This window comes from Tsuneonella rigui (assembly GCF_003958625.1).
Taxonomy (GTDB): Bacteria; Pseudomonadota; Alphaproteobacteria; order Sphingomonadales; family Sphingomonadaceae; genus Tsuneonella; species Tsuneonella rigui.
Window position 1 is genome coordinate 78,929 of record NZ_RSEL01000015.1, and the last position, 18,615, is coordinate 97,543.

General features: G+C 68.0%; 18 protein-coding genes. 11 read left to right on the forward strand and 7 right to left on the reverse strand.

The annotated features are described in order from the left end of the window. Positions 1–15: 15 nt before the first annotated feature. The 3 genes from ELY12_RS07270 (at position 16) to ELY12_RS07280 (ending at position 4,339) form a co-directional block, all read left to right on the forward strand. Entirely contained in the window at positions 16–642 is a 627-nt protein-coding gene (locus ELY12_RS07270; RefSeq protein ID WP_126176040.1) for a YqiJ family protein, read from the forward strand. 21 nt (positions 643–663) lie between these two features. After that, the gene (locus ELY12_RS07275) at positions 664–2,415 is read left to right on the forward strand and encodes a flotillin family protein (RefSeq protein WP_126176041.1); all 1,752 of its coding nucleotides are present in this window, start codon (positions 664–666) and stop codon (positions 2,413–2,415) included. Positions 2,416–2,557: 142 nt separating this feature from the next. Then, a complete protein-coding gene (locus ELY12_RS07280; protein WP_126176042.1) occupies positions 2,558–4,339 on the forward strand; it encodes an SLC13 family permease in 1,782 nt (593 codons plus the stop codon). Here ELY12_RS07280 and ELY12_RS07285 read toward each other — a convergent pair. Further along, positions 4,336–5,646 carry an SLC13 family permease gene (locus tag ELY12_RS07285; protein WP_126176125.1) on the reverse strand — a complete coding sequence of 437 codons (1,311 nt, stop codon included), beginning with the start codon at positions 5,644–5,646 and terminating at the stop codon, positions 4,336–4,338. The two genes, ELY12_RS07280 and ELY12_RS07285, sit on opposite strands and share 4 nt — an antisense overlap. A 32-nt stretch (positions 5,647–5,678) precedes the next feature. Then, a complete protein-coding gene (galU, locus tag ELY12_RS07290; protein WP_126176043.1) occupies positions 5,679–6,557 on the reverse strand; it encodes a UTP--glucose-1-phosphate uridylyltransferase GalU in 879 nt (292 codons plus the stop codon). Positions 6,558–6,627: 70 nt separating this feature from the next. On the opposite strand from galU, the gene murA reads away from it, so the two are divergent. Beyond that, complete coding sequence (murA, locus tag ELY12_RS07295; RefSeq protein ID WP_126176044.1) at positions 6,628–7,911, forward strand: UDP-N-acetylglucosamine 1-carboxyvinyltransferase; 1,284 nt, start codon at positions 6,628–6,630, stop codon at positions 7,909–7,911. A gap of 63 nt (positions 7,912–7,974) precedes the next feature. Further along, the gene (locus ELY12_RS07300; RefSeq protein WP_126176045.1) at positions 7,975–8,220 is read left to right on the forward strand and encodes a hypothetical protein; all 246 of its coding nucleotides are present in this window, start codon (positions 7,975–7,977) and stop codon (positions 8,218–8,220) included. A gap of 70 nt (positions 8,221–8,290) precedes the next feature. Here the strand turns inward: ELY12_RS07300 and ELY12_RS07305 are convergent, their stop codons facing one another. Next, positions 8,291–8,521 (reverse strand): ribbon-helix-helix domain-containing protein, encoded by a 231-nt coding sequence (locus ELY12_RS07305; RefSeq protein WP_126176046.1) that lies wholly within the window; start codon positions 8,519–8,521, stop codon positions 8,291–8,293. Positions 8,522–8,693: 172 nt separating this feature from the next. Here ELY12_RS07305 and ELY12_RS07310 point away from each other — a divergent pair, with 172 nt between their 5' ends. Then, the gene (locus ELY12_RS07310; RefSeq protein ID WP_126176047.1) at positions 8,694–9,284 is read left to right on the forward strand and encodes a murein L,D-transpeptidase catalytic domain family protein; all 591 of its coding nucleotides are present in this window, start codon (positions 8,694–8,696) and stop codon (positions 9,282–9,284) included. Positions 9,285–9,456: 172 nt separating this feature from the next. Here the strand turns inward: ELY12_RS07310 and phbB are convergent, their stop codons facing one another. Then, positions 9,457–10,179, reverse strand: coding sequence for an acetoacetyl-CoA reductase (gene phbB / locus ELY12_RS07315; protein ID WP_126176048.1), 723 nt, complete (start codon positions 10,177–10,179; stop codon positions 9,457–9,459). Between the two features lie 105 nt (positions 10,180–10,284). Continuing rightward, entirely contained in the window at positions 10,285–11,046 is a 762-nt protein-coding gene (locus tag ELY12_RS07320; protein ID WP_241229766.1) for a hypothetical protein, read from the reverse strand. Between the two features lie 335 nt (positions 11,047–11,381). Here ELY12_RS07320 and ELY12_RS07325 point away from each other — a divergent pair, with 335 nt between their 5' ends. The 5 genes from ELY12_RS07325 (at position 11,382) to ELY12_RS07345 (ending at position 17,371) form a co-directional block, all read left to right on the forward strand. Beyond that, positions 11,382–11,834: a DUF3576 domain-containing protein gene (locus ELY12_RS07325; RefSeq protein ID WP_126176049.1), complete on the forward strand. Its 453-nt coding sequence runs from the start codon at positions 11,382–11,384 to the stop codon at positions 11,832–11,834. A 21-nt stretch (positions 11,835–11,855) separates the two neighbouring features. Next, on the forward strand, positions 11,856–14,375 hold the full coding sequence (leuS, locus tag ELY12_RS07330) for a leucine--tRNA ligase (protein ID WP_126176050.1): 2,520 nt from the start codon (positions 11,856–11,858) through the stop codon (positions 14,373–14,375). Further along, positions 14,375–14,863 (forward strand): LPS assembly lipoprotein LptE, encoded by a 489-nt coding sequence (lptE, locus tag ELY12_RS07335; RefSeq protein WP_420907051.1) that lies wholly within the window; start codon positions 14,375–14,377, stop codon positions 14,861–14,863. The genes leuS and lptE overlap by 1 nt, the downstream gene beginning before the upstream one ends. Then, the gene (locus ELY12_RS07340; RefSeq protein WP_126176052.1) at positions 14,860–15,897 is read left to right on the forward strand and encodes a DNA polymerase III subunit delta; all 1,038 of its coding nucleotides are present in this window, start codon (positions 14,860–14,862) and stop codon (positions 15,895–15,897) included. Before lptE ends, ELY12_RS07340 begins: the two co-directional genes overlap by 4 nt. Before the next feature lie 85 nt (positions 15,898–15,982). Beyond that, on the forward strand, positions 15,983–17,371 hold the full coding sequence (locus ELY12_RS07345; RefSeq protein WP_126176053.1) for a sugar transferase: 1,389 nt from the start codon (positions 15,983–15,985) through the stop codon (positions 17,369–17,371). 3 nt (positions 17,372–17,374) lie between these two features. Here ELY12_RS07345 and ELY12_RS07350 read toward each other — a convergent pair whose 3' ends face one another. Then, the gene (locus ELY12_RS07350; protein WP_126176054.1) at positions 17,375–17,932 is read right to left on the reverse strand and encodes an LptA/OstA family protein; all 558 of its coding nucleotides are present in this window, start codon (positions 17,930–17,932) and stop codon (positions 17,375–17,377) included. Further along, a complete protein-coding gene (locus tag ELY12_RS07355) occupies positions 17,932–18,597 on the reverse strand; it encodes an LPS export ABC transporter periplasmic protein LptC (RefSeq protein ID WP_126176055.1) in 666 nt (221 codons plus the stop codon). Before ELY12_RS07355 ends, ELY12_RS07350 begins: the two co-directional genes overlap by 1 nt. Between the last annotated feature and the right edge of the window lie 18 nt (positions 18,598–18,615).

The following is an 18,615-nucleotide window of genomic DNA, read 5'->3' on the forward strand; positions in this document are numbered from 1 at the left end:
GACCGCGGCCCGTCGATGACTATTCTCGAAGTCTACAACGCGCCGTTCGCGATCGCGCTTGTGATCATGGCCATCCTGGCGTTGGTTCAGGTCTTGGGCCTGGCCGACCTGTTCGGCGAGGGGCATCCCCATTTCGACATTCATTCGGGCGATACGCCGAACCTCGCCGATGGGCTTGTCAGCCTGTTCGGGCTCGGCCGGGTGCCGCTGACGATCTGGCTCGCGCTGTTCCTCGGCCTGTTCGCCGGAGTCGGCGTCGGCACGCAGGAACTGGCGATCGCACTCACCGGCCATCCGCTCGACCGTTGGCTCGCCGCGCTCATCGCGGGCGTGGCGACGGTGCCGCTGACCGGCGCAATCGTCCGGCCGCTCAGCCATATCCTGCCGCATGACGAGACCAGCGCGGTCGAGATCGACTCGCTGGTCGGCCGCCGAGCGCACATCACCGAAGGCACCGCGCGCGCCGGCTATCCGGCACGCGCACAAGTGCGAGACCGCTTCGGGCACCCGCACCACCTGATGGTCGAGCCGCACGAGCCGGACGCCGCGCTGATCGCCGGCGAGGAGATCCTCCTCGTCCGCCGCGAGGGCAACACATTCTATGCGACCGCGCTGGCCGAGCGCCTGCTGTCGCCGAACTGATTTCAAAGGGGCAGTTTTTCCATGCAGCAGCTTATCGATCTGGCGATCCCGGTTGGGGCCGTCGTCCTCGTCGTCCTCATCATCCTGGTCACCCTGACCCGGCTCTATCGCCGCGCCAGCAAGGAAACCGCCTTCGTCCGCACAGGCATGGGCGGGGAAAAGGTCGTGATGAACGGCGGCGCGCTGGTGCTGCCGGTGTTCAACGAGACGATGCCGGTCAACATGAACACGCTGGTGCTCGCGGTCGTGCGTCGCGACACCGAGGCGCTGATCACGCTCGACCGCCTGCGGATCGACGTGAAGGCGGAGTTCTACGTCCGCGTTCGGCCCGACGCGGGATCGATCGCGATGGCCGCACAGACGCTCGGCCAGCGGACGATGCAGCCAGAGCTGCTCAAGGACCTGGTCGAGGGCAAGTTCGTCGATGCGCTGCGCTCGGTCGCGGCGGGCATGACGATGAACGAGCTGCACGAGCAGCGGGCGGACTTCGTGCAGAAGGTGCAGCAGGTCTCCTCGAGCGATCTGGCGATGAACGGGCTGGAGCTGGAATCGGTCTCGCTGACCGGGCTCGACCAGACCAGCATCGAGCACTTCAACGCCAACAACGCTTTCGACGCCGAAGGCCTGACCAAGCTGACCGAGCAAATCGAGGCGCGCAAGAAGCTGCGCAACGACATCGAGCAGGACACCCGCGTCCAGATCGAGAGCAAGAACCTCGAAGCCGACCAGCGCAGCTTCCAGATCAAGCGGGACCAGGAATACGCGCGCCTGGAGCAGGAGCGTGAGGTCGAGGTGCGTCGCGCCGCGCAGGCGGCCGAGATCGCCGGCGAGCAGGCCGCCCGCAACCGCGAGGCGGAAGCCGCGCGGATCGAGGCCAAGAAGCAGGTCGACGCCCAGCAGATCGAGGCCGACCGACTGGTCGAGGAAGCGCGGATCGACCAGCAGCGCGCGCTCGAGATCGCCCGGCAGGAGCAGCAGATCGCGGTCCAGAACAAGAGCCGCGAGGAAAGCCAGGCCAAGGCCGAGGCCGATGCCGCGCGCGCCAAGGCCGTGGCGGCCGAAGAGCAGGTCGTCACCAGCCGCGAGAGCGAAGTGGCCGAGCGTCTCAAGAAGATCGAACTGATCGAGGCCAGCAAACTGGCCGAGCGCGATGCGATCAAAATCAAGGTCGACGCCGAAGCCGAAAAGGACGCCGCGTCCAATCGCGCGGAAGCCGTTCGGCGCGAGGCCGAGGGTGCTGCGGAAGCCGAAAAACTGCGTGCCGAGGCGGCCCGAGTGCGCTTCGAAGTCGAGGCGGCGGGCCAGCGCGCGGTCAACGAGGCGGCCAACCTGCTGTCGATGGATCAGATCAGCCTGCAGACCAAGCTGGCCTTGCTCAAGGTCCTGCCCGAACTGGTCCGCGAGAGCGCCAAGCCGCTCGAGGCGATCGAATCGATCAGGATCGTCCAGGTCGATGGCCTGACGCAGAAGGGCGGCGGTGCGGCCAGTGCAGGTGTCGGCGGCGGCTCAGGCAATCTTGCGAGCGACGCGGTCGCCGCAGCACTCAGCTACCGGGCGCAGGCGCCAGTGATCGACGGGCTGATGAAGGAACTAGGCCTCGACGGCAGCTCGCTGCAGGGCCTGGTCAACGGCCCGGCGGCAGAGACGGCGGGGGTCGAGCCGCTCGGCGAGCGAGCCCCGGCGAGCGCCGAAACGCTGGTCGCCGATCAGCGCGATGCGCCGCGGTCCCATAACGGCAAGGGCAAAGCGGAAGAGGCGGCTCCGGCGGAGTAATCCGGACATCGAGGGACCGCGCGACCTATAAAAAGGCAAGTCCGGCACGAAGCGCCGCGCAATGCATTTTTAGGCTCATGCAATCGGGGGCTCCTGCGCGCGACGCCGCGCGATCGATAGTTCGTGCCGGGCTGACGGCCGGATGAACCAGGAGCAGCTGGTTTCGGTCGGCCTGATCGGCCTCGCGATGGTCCTCTTCGTGTGGGGCCGCTTCCGCTATGACTTGGTCTCGCTGATGGTCCTGCTGGCGGCCGTCCTGATCGGCGACGTCAAGCCGGAGGATGCGTTCGAGGGGTTCACCAGCGACGTCGTGATCGTGATCGCTTCCGCTCTCGTGGTGAGCGCGGCGATCAGCCGGTCGGGCGTGGTTGAACCTCTTGTGCGCCCACTTGCGGCCCGCTTCACGCGGCCGGCGAGCCAGGTCCCGGTGCTCGCCGGGGCCACCGCGCTGTTCGCGATGGTGACCAAGAACGTCGGCGCCCTCGCCACGCTGATGCCGGTCGCGATCCGGCTTGGGCGGGGCAAGGACAGCTCTCCGTCGGCGCTGCTGATGCCGATGGCGTTCATGTCGCTCCTCGGCGGGCTGGTCACGCTGGTCGGCACCTCGACCAACATCATCGTCAGCGAAGTGCGCCAGCAGACAATGGGCGAGCCGTTCCGAATGTTCGATTTCGCGCCGGTCGGCCTGGGGCTTACCGCGCTCGGCCTGCTGGTGGTGAGCGTGGGCTGGCGGCTGATCCCCAAGGACCGCCACCCGCGCGTCGACATGGCCGAGATCACCGCCGAGACGCTTTACATGAGCGAGGCGCGGGTGCCGGACGAACTGCCCGAGGGCCTCGCCACCGTTGCCGACCTCGCGCTGGCAACCCGCGGCGTAAGGTTGGTGTCGCTGATCGCACCCGACGGCAAGCAGCGCACGCCGCTGCCCGACGCGCGGCTGGAGCCGGGCACGCAGCTGGTGCTGGAAGGCGCGGAACAGGCGCTGGGGAGCTTCTTCGCCGACACCCCGCTCGATCACGTGCGCGAAGACGAGGTGGTCGAGCGCGAGGATGTCGCCGAACCCTTGCGCGGGGTCGAAGTGGTGGTCGAGGCGCACTCGCGCGCCTGCGGCCGCAGCGCGCGCACGCTGTTCCTGCAGCAGATCTACGGCATCAAGCTGCTGGCTATCGCGCGCGCCGGCGAGCGGATCCGCGAGCAACTGTCCGAAGTGAAGCTCAAGGCCGGCGACCTGCTGCTGATCCAGGCCAGCGAGCATGTGCTGGCACCGGCGCTGCAGGACCTCGGCCTGCTGCCGCTCGCCGAGCGTTCGGTGACCATCGGCGACGCGCGCAAGCGCTATCTTCCCGCCGCGATCCTGATCGGTGCGATCGTGCTGGTGGCGATGCAGGTGCTGACCGTCGCGGTGGGATTCTTCACCGCGGCAGTGCTGATGGTCGCGACCCGCTCACTGACTATGCGCGAAGCCTACGCCTCGCTCGAGCCGGAAGTGCTGGTGCTGATCGGCGCGCTCACGCCCTTGAGCCACGCGGTGCAAGCAAACGGCGGTACGGCAGTCATCGGCCAGGCGCTCGCTGGCATGCTGGACGGTTTGGCACCGATGCTGATCGTTGGCGGCATGATGCTCGCGGCGATGGTCACCGCGCCGTTCCTGCACAATGCGCCGACAGTATTGGTGCTTGCCCCGATCGGAGTGACGCTGGCCCAGCGGCTCGGGCTATCGGCGGACGCGGTGTTGATGGCGGTCGCAACGGGCGCCGGCAGCGATTTCCTCACCCCCATCGGGCACCAGTGCAACACGCTCGTGCGCGGACCCGGCGGCTACCGGTTCGGCGACTACTGGCGGCTCGGCCTGCCGCTATCGCTGATGGTCCTGATCGCCGGCACCCCGCTGATCGCCTGGGTGTGGGGCCTGCAGGCGAACTAAAACGGGAAAAACACCGGAATCGCGATGCACGCGGCCGCCCAGGTAATGAGGTCGAGCGGGAGGCCGACCCGCACGAAATCCATGTACCGGTACTTCCCCAGCTGGAACACCAGCGCATTGGTCTGGTAGCCGAATGGGGTGGCGAACGCCGCGCTGGCGGCGATCATCACCGCGGCGACGAACGGCTTGGGACTGACCGCGAGCCCCTCCGCGAGGCTGACCGCGACCGGGGTCAGCAGCACCGCGACCGTCGCGTTGGACAGCAGTTCGGTCAGCACCAGCGCCGCGCCATAGAACAGCACCAGCGCCACCAGCGGGCCGAGCGGGCCGATCGCGCCCACCAGCCGCTCGGTCGCGGCATTGGCGAGGCCGGTTTCCTCCATCGCGACCCCGATCACCACCATCCCGGCGATCAGCATGAGAATTTCGGGGCGCAGCCCGCGGTAGGCTTCGTCAGCGTCGATCACCCGAATAAGGATCAACAGCACCGCGCCGCTGAAGGCCGTGGCAGCGATCGGAGCGACGCCGAGCGTTGCCGCTGTCACGGCCGCAATGAACACGCTCAGCGAGGCAAGCGCCTTCCACGGGTGAAAGCGGTGCTCGGGCGCGAACACCGCGGCATTGCCTATGGCTCCGGAGCGGACCGCCGGAACGGGGTGCAGGGTGTCGCCCTCACCGTCCACAGCTGGCTGCGGATCGAAGCGGATCAACCGTCCTGACGCAAAGAACAGGAATGCCGCACCGCTGAGCGCCACCGCCAGCCCGACCGGGGCGATTTCGAACATCGTGAAGCTGGCTGTGCCGCTGGCGCGCGCCATGTCGTTGACTAGCAGGTTGGTCGAGGTACCGATCAAGGTGCAACAGCCGCCAAGAACGGTGAGATAGGACAGCGGCATCAGGTAGCGCCGGGGATCGAGGCCGACGCTGGTCGACACATCGCGGATGACCGGTGCAGCCAGCACCACGATGGGCGTGTTGTTGAGAAAGGCCGAGACGGCACCGCACAGGCTCATCACCACCCAGATGCCCGTCGCGCCGGCCCTTCGCGCGAGCCACACCCCGCCGCGGATCGCGAGGTCGAGCAGACCCGACCGCTCCATTGCGTAGGCGATCACGAACAGCGCGGCGAGCGCGATGATCGCCGGCGAGGCGAACGCGACCTCCACCTGCGAGGGTTTCACCGCGCCGCTCATCAGCAGCACCGCCGCGCCGGTCAGCGCAACCACGTCGGCGCGAAAGCGGTCGAGGATCAGCGCGCCGACCACGCCGACCAGCACCGCAAGCGTGATCGCCTGGTGCCCGGTCAGGCCAATGGCTTCGACGAATGCGGGAGTGGGAATCACGGCTGGGCCAGCAGCCGCTCCGCGATCGCGCGCACTTCGGCGCCCATGTCCGGCCGCTCGAGCGCCAGCGCGAGGGTCGCCTCAACGAACCCTGTCTTGCTGCCGCAGTCGAACCGGCGGCCGGCGAAGGTGACCGCGTGGAACGGCTGCGTGCCGATCATCTTCGCCATTGCGTCGGTGAGCTGGATCTCGCCGCCCGCGCCCTTCTCCTGCGCCTCGAGCGTGCGCATGACCTCGGGCTGGAGGATGTAGCGACCCGAGAGGATCTTGTTCGACGGCGCAGCCTCGACGGCGGGCTTCTCGACCAGGCCGGTGACTTCGGTCAGCGTATCCGAGACCGCGGCGCCGGGCGCGATCACGCCGTAGCTCGACACCTCCTCACGCGGGACTTCGAGCACGCTGATGAGATTGCCGCCGACCTCCTCATAGGCCGCGACCATCTGCGCCATGCATCCCGGCGATCCGTGCATCAGCTCGTCAGGAAGGAATATCGCGAACGGCTCGTCGCCAATGATATCGCGTGCGCACCAGATTGCGTGGCCGAGCCCGAGCGGCTCCTGCTGCCGGACGTAGGCGCAGTTGCCGGGGCCGAGCCGGGTCGGGCCGAGCACCGACAGGTCCTTGCCGCGCTCCGCCATGGTCTTCTCAAGCTCGAAGGCGATGTCGAAGTGGTCCTCAATCGCGCTCTTGCCGCGGCCGGTGACGAAGATCATCTGCTCGATCCCCGCCTCGCGCGCCTCGTCGACTGCGTACTGGATCAGCGGCCGGTCGACGATCGGCAGCATCTCCTTGGGGATCGCCTTGGTCGCGGGGAGGAACCGGGTGCCGAGGCCGGCGACGGGAAACACGGCTTTGCGGATGCGTTTGCGGCTCATGTGCGGGCGATAGCAGCCGAGGGACCGTGCGCAACCTTGCGGCACGCCCGATTCGCGCTAGTGCGCGTCCATGGACAAGATCATCGTCGAGGGCGGCAAGCGCCTCCGTGGCACCATCCCGATCTCGGGCGCGAAGAACGCCGCGCTGACGCTGATTCCGTGCGCGCTCCTGACCGACGAGCCGCTGACGCTGCGCAACCTGCCGCGCCTGGCCGATATCGACGGCTTCCAGCACCTGATGAACCAGTTCGGGGTCACGACGGTGATCCAGGGCTCGCGGCCCGAGGACTTCGGCCGGGTGATGACGCTCGAGGCCACCCGCATCACCGGCACCGTCGCGCCCTACGACCTGGTGCGCAAGATGCGCGCCTCGATTCTCGTGCTCGGGCCGATGCTGGCGCGGATGGGGCAGGCCAAGGTCTCGCTCCCCGGCGGCTGCGCGATCGGCAACCGTCCGATCGACCTCCACCTGAAGGCGCTCGCCGCGTTCGGCGCGGTGATCGAGATCGCAGCCGGCTATGTCGCCGCGCACGCGCCCGATGGCGGGCTGCCCGGCGGCGAGTTCGATTTTCCCGTGGTCTCGGTCGGCGCGACCGAGAACGCGCTGATGGCGGCGGTGCTGGCGAGCGGGACCTGCCGCCTGTTCAACGCCGCGCGCGAGCCCGAGATCGTCGACTTGTGCAACTTGCTGGTGGCGATGGGCGCGCAGATCGAAGGGATCGGCACCTCGGACCTGACCATCCATGGGGTCCCGCGGCTGCACGGCGCGACCTACAAGGTGATGGCGGACCGGATCGAGGCGGGCTCCTACGCCTGCGCGGCCGCCATCACGGGCGGCGAAGTGCTGCTGCAGGGCGCCAGCTTCGAGGAAATGGCCTCGACCATCCACGCGCTGCGCAACATCGGCGTCCATGCGAAGGCCGAGGCGGGCGGCGTGCGGGTATCGGCCGATGGCAAGCTCCAGGCCGTCAATCTGACGACCGCGCCCTATCCGGGGCTCGCGACCGACATGCAGGCGCAGCTCATGGCGCTGCTGACCGTCGCCGAGGGCACCAGCGTGCTCAACGAGACGATTTTCGAGAACCGCTACATGCACGTGCCCGAATTGAACCGCATGGGCGCGCATATCGAGACCAGCGGGCGCACCGCGATCGTCCACGGGGTCGGCAAGCTGACCGGCGCCGAAGTCATGGCGACCGACCTGCGCGCCTCAATGAGCCTGGTAATCGCTGGCCTCGCCGCCGAAGGACAGACCGAAGTGCGCCGGCTCTATCACCTCGACCGGGGTTACGAGCGGCTCGAAGAGAAGCTCGCGCTGGTCGGCGCGCAGGTCGAGCGGGTGGGCGACGAATAGAGTCGTTTTCGCGGGATACGACTCCGCCCTTGCCGCGTTAACCGCAGCAAGAAGGAGGCACCTATGGCTCTGCTCAAACTCGCCGCGCTCGGTACGCTCGGCTACGTCGGTTACCAGTACTACCAGAAGAATTTCGCCGGCCACCAGGCCGCCCCCGCCTTTGCCGGCGGCCAGCCCTCGAATCGCCACACTGCCGTGCGAGACGCTGGGCCTGACGCGATGCGTGACGATACGGCAAAAGATTGGGACAAAGCCGATCAGGCCAGCGACGAGAGCTTCCCCGCCAGCGATCCCCCGGCGACCTATTAAAGGAGCAACGGGACTGGATCGCCTCTGACGGGGCGAAGAGGCGGGCGGGACTTCGGTTCCGCCCGTCTTTCTATGTTCGATTGGCGACCAGCCACAATCGCACCGCTCCGGCGAGCCCGCATGGGTTGGCTGCGGCGATCCGCTCCTCGTCGATCCGCGCGACGAGCGTGTTGACGGGCACCTCTTCGCGCACCGCCGCCTCGCGCAACATGTCCCAGAACAGCGGCTCGAGGCTGATCGAGGTCTTGTGGCCGGCGATCTCGACCGAGCGCTTGACCGGCGGGTGATACGGGGCGGGCATCGGCCATCCCTAGCCCATGGCGGCCAACCTGTCGCTCCCCGAACCGGGCGATACAGGCGAGCGAAAGGCCCGAAATGCTAGCCTGCGCAGCATGGAAGGGTCGTCCATCAACCCGCCGGCGAGCCGGCGCGGGTTCCTTGCCGGTGCCGGACTGTTCGCTGCGGGGGCTGCCATGCCGCTCGCGACGAGCAGCCTGCCGCGGCTGGCATTGCCCGCCACGCCGCCTCCGGTCCCGGCGCAAGTGCTCGCGCCCGATCTATCGAAGCCGCGCCTGTTCCCGCGCGCGATGGCGGTGCTCGACGCGCACGCCGGCCGCATTCCGCTGCGCGACCACATCGGCATCGTCGATTTCTCGCAACCCTCCCGCGAACCGCGCCTGCACCTGGTCGATCTGAGGAGTGGCCAGGTCGAATCGCACCTCGTCGCCCACGGCAGCGGTTCGGACCCCGAGCGCAGCGGATGGCTGCAGACATTTTCCAACCAGCCCGATTCCAACGCCTCCTCGCGCGGCGCCTTCGTTACTGGCGAGGGCTATGTCGGCAAGCACGGCCGCTCGCGGCGGCTGATCGGACTCGACCCTGACAACAACCTCGCCGAACCGCGCGGGATTGTGGTTCATGCGGCTGGCTACGTCAGTGAGGCGATGGCCAGCGCGCAGGGACTGATCGGGCGCAGCCAGGGGTGCTTCGCGGTGAGCGAGGATGTGATCGGTGACGTGCTCGAGAAGCTTGGGCCGGGGCGGTTGATCTTCGCCTGGAAGTGAGCGGGTAGGCGTGGTGGCTGGGCGACGGCAAAGCCGCCGCCGTGACGTCGAACGGGGTTGTCGGCTTGAGAGCCGCCAACCTGCCGGCCGAGCCGGGCGGTGCTCGGCATGGCCTCGCACCGGCGCCTAGCTTGCCGTTCTGGCGAACGGCCGCGCTATTCGCCTCCGCCCGTCAATACATATGCTGCCCGCCGTTGATGCTCATCGTCGAGCCGGTCACGAACCCGCCTTCGTCGCTCGTCAAAAACACCACCCCGCGCGCGATTTCGTCGGCCTGGCCGAGGCGTCCGACCGGGATCTTGGCGACGATCTTCTCCAGCACCGGCGCGGGCACTGCGGCGACCATGTCGGTGTCGATATAGCCCGGCGCGATGGCGTTGACGGTGACGCCCTTCTTGGCCCCCTCCTGCGCCAGCGCTTTAGTAAAGCCGTGGATGCCGCTCTTGGCGGCGGCGTAGTTGACCTGGCCGTATTGCCCCGCCTGCCCGTTGATCGAGCCGATGTTGACGATCCGGCCCCAGCCTCGCTCAACCATGCCGGGGAAGCACGCCTTGGCCATGTTGAAGCAGCCGCCAAGGTTGATGCGCATGACATCGTGCCAGTCGTCGTAGCTCATCCGCGCGAGCGTGCCGTCGCGGGTGATGCCGGCGTTGTTGACCACGATGTCGACCGGGCCGACTTCCTCGGTCACGCGCGCGCAGCCGTCGATGCAAGCCTGGTGATCGCCCACGTCCCACTTGAACACCGGGATGCCGTTTTGGTCGGCAAAGCGCTTCGCCGCGTCGTCGTTGCCGCCGTAGTTGGCGACGACCGTGCGCCCTTGCGCCTTCAACGCCAGGCTGATCGCCTCGCCGATGCCACGGGTACCCCCGGTGACGATTGCCACGCGTGCCATGCCAGCTCCTCTGTTTGTTTTTTGTAAGGCTTGACTAGGCGAAGCGGGCGGGCGCGCAAACAAAAACCCCGCCGGAGCGGGGTCGTTTGCGGCAGTGCCGTAACGTCAGAAGCGGAATTGAGTCCCGACGTATACCGCCTGATCGTCGCGCACCGAATCGGTCAGCGGGGTCAGCCGGTCGCGGTCCTGGCTGAGGCGCACCCCGGCGGTAACATTGAGGCTGCGCGACAGGCGATAGCCCGCGCCCAGGTCGACCGACTGCTCGCCTTCGCCTTCCAGCGTGCGCGGGCTGCGGCCGGCGCGGGTCTCCGATTCGAGCGCGATACGCGGCTGCAGCCGGCTCGGCGTGTCCTTCACCCCTTCGCTGGGCCGGAACGTCGCGAGGTCGGGCATCTCGATCTTGCGCAGGCCCAGCGAGGGAGCCGCGGGCTTGGCGAAGCTCTGGTAGCCGCGCGAGATGCCGAGGTTGTAGCGGGTGGGCGCGATAGTCGCGAGGGTCGGTCCCACGCCCGGCTCGGCTTTGGTAGCGGCGATCGCGCTGCGCACCGAGATGGCGCGCGCCGCTTCGGGATCGACGCGGATCGCCACGGTCACCGTGCGATCCTTGCTGAGCGGGGTGCCCGCTGGGGTGAAGCGCATGGTCTGCCCGCGGGCGGCGATGCGCGCCGCGACCTGCTGGGCAAGCGCCGGATCGACGTAAGGGGTGGCGGGAGTGACGCCGGGAGCGTGGGGCAGCGGAGTGGCGATCGCCGTGACCGCGAGACCGGCGGTCGGAACGCCGCCCAGCACGAGCGCGACGGCGATCAGCGCGGGCGCTGCACGCTCCCGCACCTTCCATTTCGCGATCGTATTACCCGCGCTCGTCACCCTGCGCACTCCCTTATGAGGCGTATTCGCGCGCGAATAGAGCCCCGTTCCCCTGAACGCTCGCTGAGCGATCCGGTTTCGTCTGCAACCGACTCACTCGCAAACTTGTACGAACGCGCCAACGGTATGCCCCGCGGACGGACTTGGCTAGCTTTTCCACAGATCGTGGCACAGACCGGCACAGACTGTTGCGCGCGCTCCACATTTGCCCGCGGGCCAAGGATTAAGCGGGGGTTCACGGCCCGGCGGCAGTGAAGGCCCAGCGGGATGCTTGCCCGCGGCCCTTGCGCACACTAGAGGCGCTGTTCGACACTTTTGAGGACGTTGCCCCGAGCATGACCGCCACTTCGCGCTACTTTCGCCTGACCCGCGTTCTCATCGTGACCGCCGCGCTCGGCGCGCTGGCCGCTTGCGGCGGCAACAAGGAGCGGCCCAAGGCCGATCTCGCCGCCAGCCAGGTGACCACCATCGGCGTCAACGCCTACCTCTGGCGCGCCGCGCTGGAGACCGTCAGCTTTGCACCGCTACTGCAGTCTGACAGCAATGGCGGGGTGATCGTGACCGACTGGTACGCCAACCCAAAGAACCCGGGCGAGCGGGTCAAGCTCACCGTCTCGATCCTCGACCAGGACCTGCGCGCCGATGCGGTGCGGGTGGCCGCGAGCCGCCAGGTTTCGCAAGGCGGTCAGTGGGTCGATGCGCCCGTCCAGGCCGCCACCGTGCAGCGGCTCGAGGACATCATCCTTACCAAGGCGCGCGAGCTTCGCCGCCAGGCGATCGCAGGCTGATCTAACCCCGGAGTAAATTCGATGTCAGATCAGCGCTTCGATCCGTCGGTGGCGGATGGGCGCTGGCAGCGCGCCTGGGACGAGGCGGGCACCTTCCGCGCCGATAGCGCCAGCAACAAGCCCAAGAGCTACGTGCTTGAGATGTTCCCCTATCCCTCGGGGCGCATCCACGTCGGCCACGTGCGCAACTACACGATGGGTGACGTGCTCGCGCGCTACAAGCGGATGACCGGGCACGAGGTCCTGCACCCGATGGGCTGGGACGCGTTCGGCATGCCGGCCGAGAACGCGGCGATGGAAAAGGGCGTCCACCCCGGCGGTTGGACCCGCGCCAACATCGCGCACATGAAATCGCAGTTGAAGCGCCTCGGCTTCGCGCTCGACTGGAGCCGCGAGCTGGCGACCTGCGAGCCCGAATATTACGGTCACGAGCAGGCGCTGTTCCTCAAGCTTTACGAAGCGGGCCTGGTCTATCGCAAGGAGAGCGAGGTCAACTGGGACCCGGTCGACATGACCGTGCTCGCCAACGAGCAGGTGATCGACGGCAAGGGCTGGCGCTCGGGCGCGGTGGTCGAGCGGTGCAAGCTGAGCCAGTGGTTCCTCAAGATCACCCAGTTCGCCGAGGAGCTGCTCGACGGGCTGGGCACGCTCGATCAGTGGCCCGACAAGGTGCGGCTGATGCAGGAGAACTGGATCGGCAAGAGCCGCGGCCTGCAGTTCGCCTTCGACCTCTCCAACGGCGAGCGGCTGGAGGTCTACACCACCCGGCCCGACACGATCTTCGGTGCGACATTCGTGGCAGTCGCGCCCGACCATCCGATCGCGCAACAGGTCGCGGCGATGAACTGCGATGCGGCCAAGTTCATCGAGCAGGTCAAGCGCGGCGGCACCACCGCCGCCGAGCTGGAGACTGCCGAGAAGCTCGGCTTCGACACCGGCATCGGCGCACGGCATCCGTTCACCGGCGATTACCTGCCGGTGTTCATCGCCAACTTCGTGCTGATGGACTACGGCACCGGCGCGATCATGGCGGTACCAGGCCACGACCAGCGCGACTTCGAAATCGCGACCAAGTACGGACTGCCGATCCCGCGCGTGGTCGCGGCAAGCGCCGACGAGGCGGACAAGCCGTTCGCTGGTGAGGCCGAGTCTGGCGAGGGCGTTTTGGTCAATTCGGACTTCCTCGACGGGATGAGCGTCGAGGACGCCAAGCGCGAGGTGATCGCGCGGATCGAGGCCGAGGGGCGCGGCAAGGGCCAGACCGTCTGGCGCCTGCGCGACTGGGGTGTCTCCCGCCAGCGTTATTGGGGCACGCCGATCCCGTTCATCCACTGCGCGAAGTGCGGCATCGTCCCGGTGCCCAAGGACCAATTGCCAGTCGTGCTGCCGGAGGATGTCGACTTCCAGACGCCGGGCAATCCGCTTGAACGGCATCCGACCTGGAAGCATACCACCTGCCCCTCGTGCGGCGCTGAGGCGAACCGCGAGACCGACACGCTCGACACCTTCGTCGATAGCTCGTGGTACTTCCTGCGCTTCGCAAGCCAGCCGGCGGACAGGCCGTTCGATCCGGCCGAGGTGGCGCAGTGGCTGCCGGTCGAGCAGTATATCGGCGGCATCGAGCACGCGATCCTGCACCTGCTCTACGCCCGCTTCTGGACCCGCGCGCTCAATCACCTCGGCATGATCGACTTCGCCGAGCCGTTCGCCTCGCTGTTCACCCAAGGCATGGTGACTCACGAGACCTACAGCCGTGAAGAGGGTGGGCGCGAGGTGTGGTTCGGGCCCGAGGAAGTGACCCGCGGTAAGGACAGCGCGACGCTGATAGCCGACGGGGCACCGGTGACGATCGGCAAGGTCGTCAAGATGTCGAAGTCGAAGAAGAACGTCGTCGACCCCGACGCGATGGTCGACCGCTACGGCGCCGACGCGGTGCGCTGGTTCATGCTGTCGGACTCGCCGCCGGAGCGCGACTTGCCGTGGTCGGAAGCCGGTATCGAGGGCTGTGGGCGCTTCGTCCAGCGCCTGTGGCGGCTGTTTGGCACTGTTCAGCCGGGTGTTTCGGGCGCCGATCAAGCGCTCGATCGCAAGGTCGCGCAGACGGTCGTCGGTGCGGCGGCGGACATCGAGGCGCTGTCGTTCAACAAGGCCGTCGCGCGCATCTACGAGTTGACCTCGGCAGTCGAGAAGACCGCCCCCTCGGCCAGCCGCAACGCCGCGATCCGCACCCTCGTGCTGCTCGCCGCACCGATGATGCCGCACCTCGCCGAGGAAGCCTGGACGCAGGTTGGCGGGGAAGGCTTCGTCGCCGATGCCGCCTGGCCCGAGGTCGATCCCGCCCTGCTGGTCGAGGATGAGGTGACCATCGCGGTCCAGGTGAAGGGCAAGCTGCGCGATACGTTGACCGTCGCGAAGGGCCTCGCCCAGGCCGAGCTCGAAGCGCTTGCGCTGGCCTCCGACAAGGTCCAGCGTTCGCTCGATGGAGCTCCCGTGCGCAAGGTGATCGTGGTACCCGACCGGCTGGTCAACATCGTCGCATGATGCGCTTCGCCGCGCCTCTCGCCCTCGCGTTCGCGCTGTCGGCCTGCGGCCTGCAGCCGATGTACGCCGGCGGCGGGAACGGCGCCGTGGCGCGCGGGCTCGGCTCGATCGAAGTGCCCGCGATCGAGGGACAATCGGGCTGGCTGGTGCGCAACGCACTGGTCGACCGCCTCGGCGCGGCGAGCACCGGCACGGCGCGCTACCGGCTCGACGTCCGGCTGGATGACAAGCTCGAGGGCCTCGGCGTTCTGAGCGACGACACCATCGGCCGAGAGCGGCGCACGCTGCGGGCGCGCTATCAGCTCGTCGACCTGGCCGACGACAAGATTCTGGTCGACGCGACGGCCGGTTCCGACGCCGGGATCGACGTGGTGTCGAGCGAATACGCGACCATTGCCGCCGAGCAGACCGCGCTGGAAAACCTCGCGCGCGAGGTCGCCTCGCAGATCGCCACCCGCCTCGCGCTGACGCTGCGCGAGAAGCAATGAAGGCGACGCAGAAGGACTTTCTCGCCGCCGCCCCGCGCGCGGCGCGGCTGGCCAAAGTGTTCTTCTTCTGCGGACCCGACGAGGCCGGCGCGGCGGCCGCCTCGCAGCGCATCGCCGCCATGCTCGACGATCCCGGCGAGCGGGTCGAGCTGTCGGGCGCCGACCTTCGCCGCGACCCGGTTCTGCTTGCGGACGAGGCGCGCTCGACCTCGCTGTTCGCCGGCGCGCGCCATATCGTCGCGCGCGTCAGTGGCGACGAGGCGCACGACGCGATCGCCAACCATCTCGTTAGTATCGACGCGGGCGAAGGCGCGCCCTGTCCGGTGCTGGTGGTGGCGACTTCGGCGACCGACAAATCGCGCACTGCCAAGCTGCTCGAAAAGCGCGGCGACGCGTTGGTGGCGATGTTCTGGCCGCCCGATCTCGGCAGCGTCCGCGATGCGGTGCGCACGATGGGCGACGAGCTCGGCCTCAAGCTGTCGGGCGATATGGCCGAGCGGATGGCGCGCGCGGCCGGGCTCGACGTGCGCCTGGCGCAATCGGAAGTAACCAAGCTCGCGACTTATCTCGACGCGCAACCGTCTGCGCCGGTTGCTGGCGACCCCGAGGCGCTCGACGCGATCGGCGCGCGCACCGAGGACGATGGCTTCATGCCACTGGTCAACGCGATCCTCTCTGGCCGGACCGTTCGCTTGTCGAGTGAGCTGCACCGGATGCGAGAAATGGCGCTCAATCCGGTCGGCCTGCTCCTCGCGTTCGAGCGGCGCGTGGCGCAGCTTGCGCAGCTCAATACCAAGCTGGGTCCGCGTGACGACGCGCGCGCATTCGTGAGCTCCGAGGCGCGGGCGCGGCGGGTGTTCTTCAAGGATGAGCGCGACCTTGCCGACCAGCTCGCGATCTGGCGCGGGCCGAAGATGGCGCGGCTGGTCGCGCGCCTGGTCGAATTGCACCGGGAGCTGCTCGCCAACAGCGCCGCCGGCGAAACCTTGCTCGCGCAGGCGCTGGCTGGGCTGACACGGGCGGCGGCGCGTTGAGGTCCTAGATCTACATTAACCTTCGCTCTTTTGCGTCGCTCCGTTCTGGCATAAGAGTGCGCCGGTCGATCGCGGAGCTACCCGGATGAATGCGCCCATTGCCGCCCGCTCGCCGGCCGGCCGATCGATGCATCCCGCCACGCCGTCGCTCGAACGCCGACGGGTGCGCATCTACCTCGCGATGGTGGTGCTGGACGTTTGCCTGATCCTCGGCGGCTTCGGCCTCGTCGGGCAGACCTATCTCGATTACAATCCGATGAAGTTCGCGCTGCTGCAGGCGCAGCTGCTGTTGCCGCTCTATCTGACGCTTGCGCTCTACCAATGGGCCTATTCGATCCATGCCCTGCAGGATCGCCGCTTCGCGATCACCCGCGCGCTCGGCGCATTGGCGCTGGCGGCCGCGCTGCTGCTGTTCGTGACGTTCTACACCAAGAGCACCGCGCAATTCTCGCGCGTGGTGTTCACCGGCGGCATCACGGTCAGCGCCGGACTTATCGTGCTGAGCCGGATCTGGTTGGGGCGGCTGATCGGCCGCTCGTGGGGCGCGAGCGTGATCAACTTGCTCTACATCGACGCCGGCGGGCCACCCGTCTCGATCGAGCACGCGATCCGGCTGGACGCGCGCGAGCAGAGGATCGTGCCGGATTTCGACGATCCCGACGCGCTCGATCATGTCGGGCGGTTCCTGCTCAACATGGATCGGGTGGTCGTCAGCTGCCCGGCGGAGGAGCGCGAAGCCTGGGCTTACGTCCTGCGCGCATCGGGAGTGCGCGGCGAACTGGTCACCGATGGACTGGGGGAGCTGCAGCCGATCGGATTGTCGGTCGAGAAGGGCTGGCGCGCGTTAATCGTTTCGACCGGCCCGCTCGGCATGCGGCAACGGGTGACCAAGCGCGGGTTCGACCTCGTCCTGTCGCTCGGCGGCCTGATCGTGCTCTCGCCGCTGATGCTGGTCGTCGCGCTGCTGATCAAGCTGGAGGACGGCGGGCCGGTGTTCTTCATCCAGCGGCGGCCCGGGCGCGGCAACCGCTTTTTCGGAATGTACAAATTCCGCTCGATGAAGGTCGAGCGAACCGATCACGACGGCGCACGCTCGGCCTCGCTCGACGACGACCGGGTGACCCGCATCGGCCGCGTGATCCGCCGCACGAGCATCGACGAACTGCCGCAGCTGGTGAACGTGCTGCGCGGGGAGATGAGCATGGTCGGCCCCCGGCCGCACGCGGTCGGCAGCCAGGCTGGGGACAAGCTGTTCTGGCGGATCGACGCGACCTACTGGCATCGCCACGCCTTGAAGCCCGGGGTCACAGGCCTCGCCCAGATTCGCGGGTATCGCGGCGCGACCGACCTCGAATCCGACCTGCAGAACCGGCTCGATGCCGATCTCGAGTACATCCGCAAGTGGAGCCCCTGGGGCGATGCGCTGATCGTGCTCAAGACCCTCGGGGTGCTGGTGCACCGGCGCGCGTTCTAGACCCTAGTTGTTCTTTGGCACGTTGAACGAACCGGTGACCCGGCCGCTGCCGGTGCTGCCCACCGCTCCGGTGACCGAGGACGATCCGTTGGCGCGGCCGTCGACGCTCGACACGCCGCTCTTGAGGTCGATCACCAGCCGCCCGCCGTTGAGCGTGTCGCCGCCGCGGTTGAGGCGGACATTGCCGGCCATGGTGATCACCCGGCGGTTGAAATCGTACACCGCGACTTCGCCCGCCGCGCGCTCGTCGCCGCGGGTGACGGTGACGCCGCCGGTCGCGGTGATCCGCTGGATCTGCAAGCTCCCGGCATCGGTGTAGTTGAGCTGGGTCCGCGCCGCCTGCAGCCGCAACCCCGCCTGGGTGATGTCAACGTTGCCCGACAGCACCACGCGGTTCTGCCGGTCCTGCAGTTCGATCCGGTCGGCGCCGAAGTTGACCGGTGCGTTCGAATTGTGCCCCGCGATCGCCTGCGCGCCGGCCTGGATGCCCGCCATCGTGATCAGCGTGAGCGTGAAAGCGCCGATGCCCCAGCGGGCGGCAGTATTGGCATGACGTGTCATCAGGGCATCCTCAGCTTGCCGGGGACCATATGGAGGCGCGCGTTACCGTTGAGCGAAACCGTGCGCGTATCGAGATCGGCATGGAGCGAGTTGGCCGAGAACGTCCCCGCCGGAACCGCGCCAGACACCCCGCCGCTGCCGACGAGGGTTTTCTCGGGCAAGTCGACGCTGACCCCGGTGGCAACCATCCGGTAACCGTCGGCGGCGGTCACCCGCACGCCGTCGGGCGCGCTCACCACTTCATCGCGGATGTTGTATTGGCCGGCGGGCGCCATGACGCTCGCGGGCCCGTCCCGCAGCAGGATGCGCGCGACGAGATCCTGCATCCGCACGATGCCCTCGCGGCTCGACTTCTGGATCGCCTCACCCGCGGTGAGCGAGAACGGACGGCCTTCGGCATCGGCGCCGCGGTACATTGCGTTGTCGACCCGCAGGCGGTCGCCGATCACCGCCACCTTCGTCCGGTCGAGCAGGAAGCTGACTTCGCCGCGCGGAGACAGCGGCGAGACGATCATCAGCGCGGCGATCACCCCCACGCCCATCGGCAGCACCTTGGCCAGCAGCGACACGATCCGGTCGTGCGAACCGCCGGGCGCGGCGAAGTGCTGGCGCTGGCTGCGCAGCTCCTTGGCTTGCTGGGTTTCGATGCGGCGCTGGATCACCATGGCAGCTTAACGCGCGTG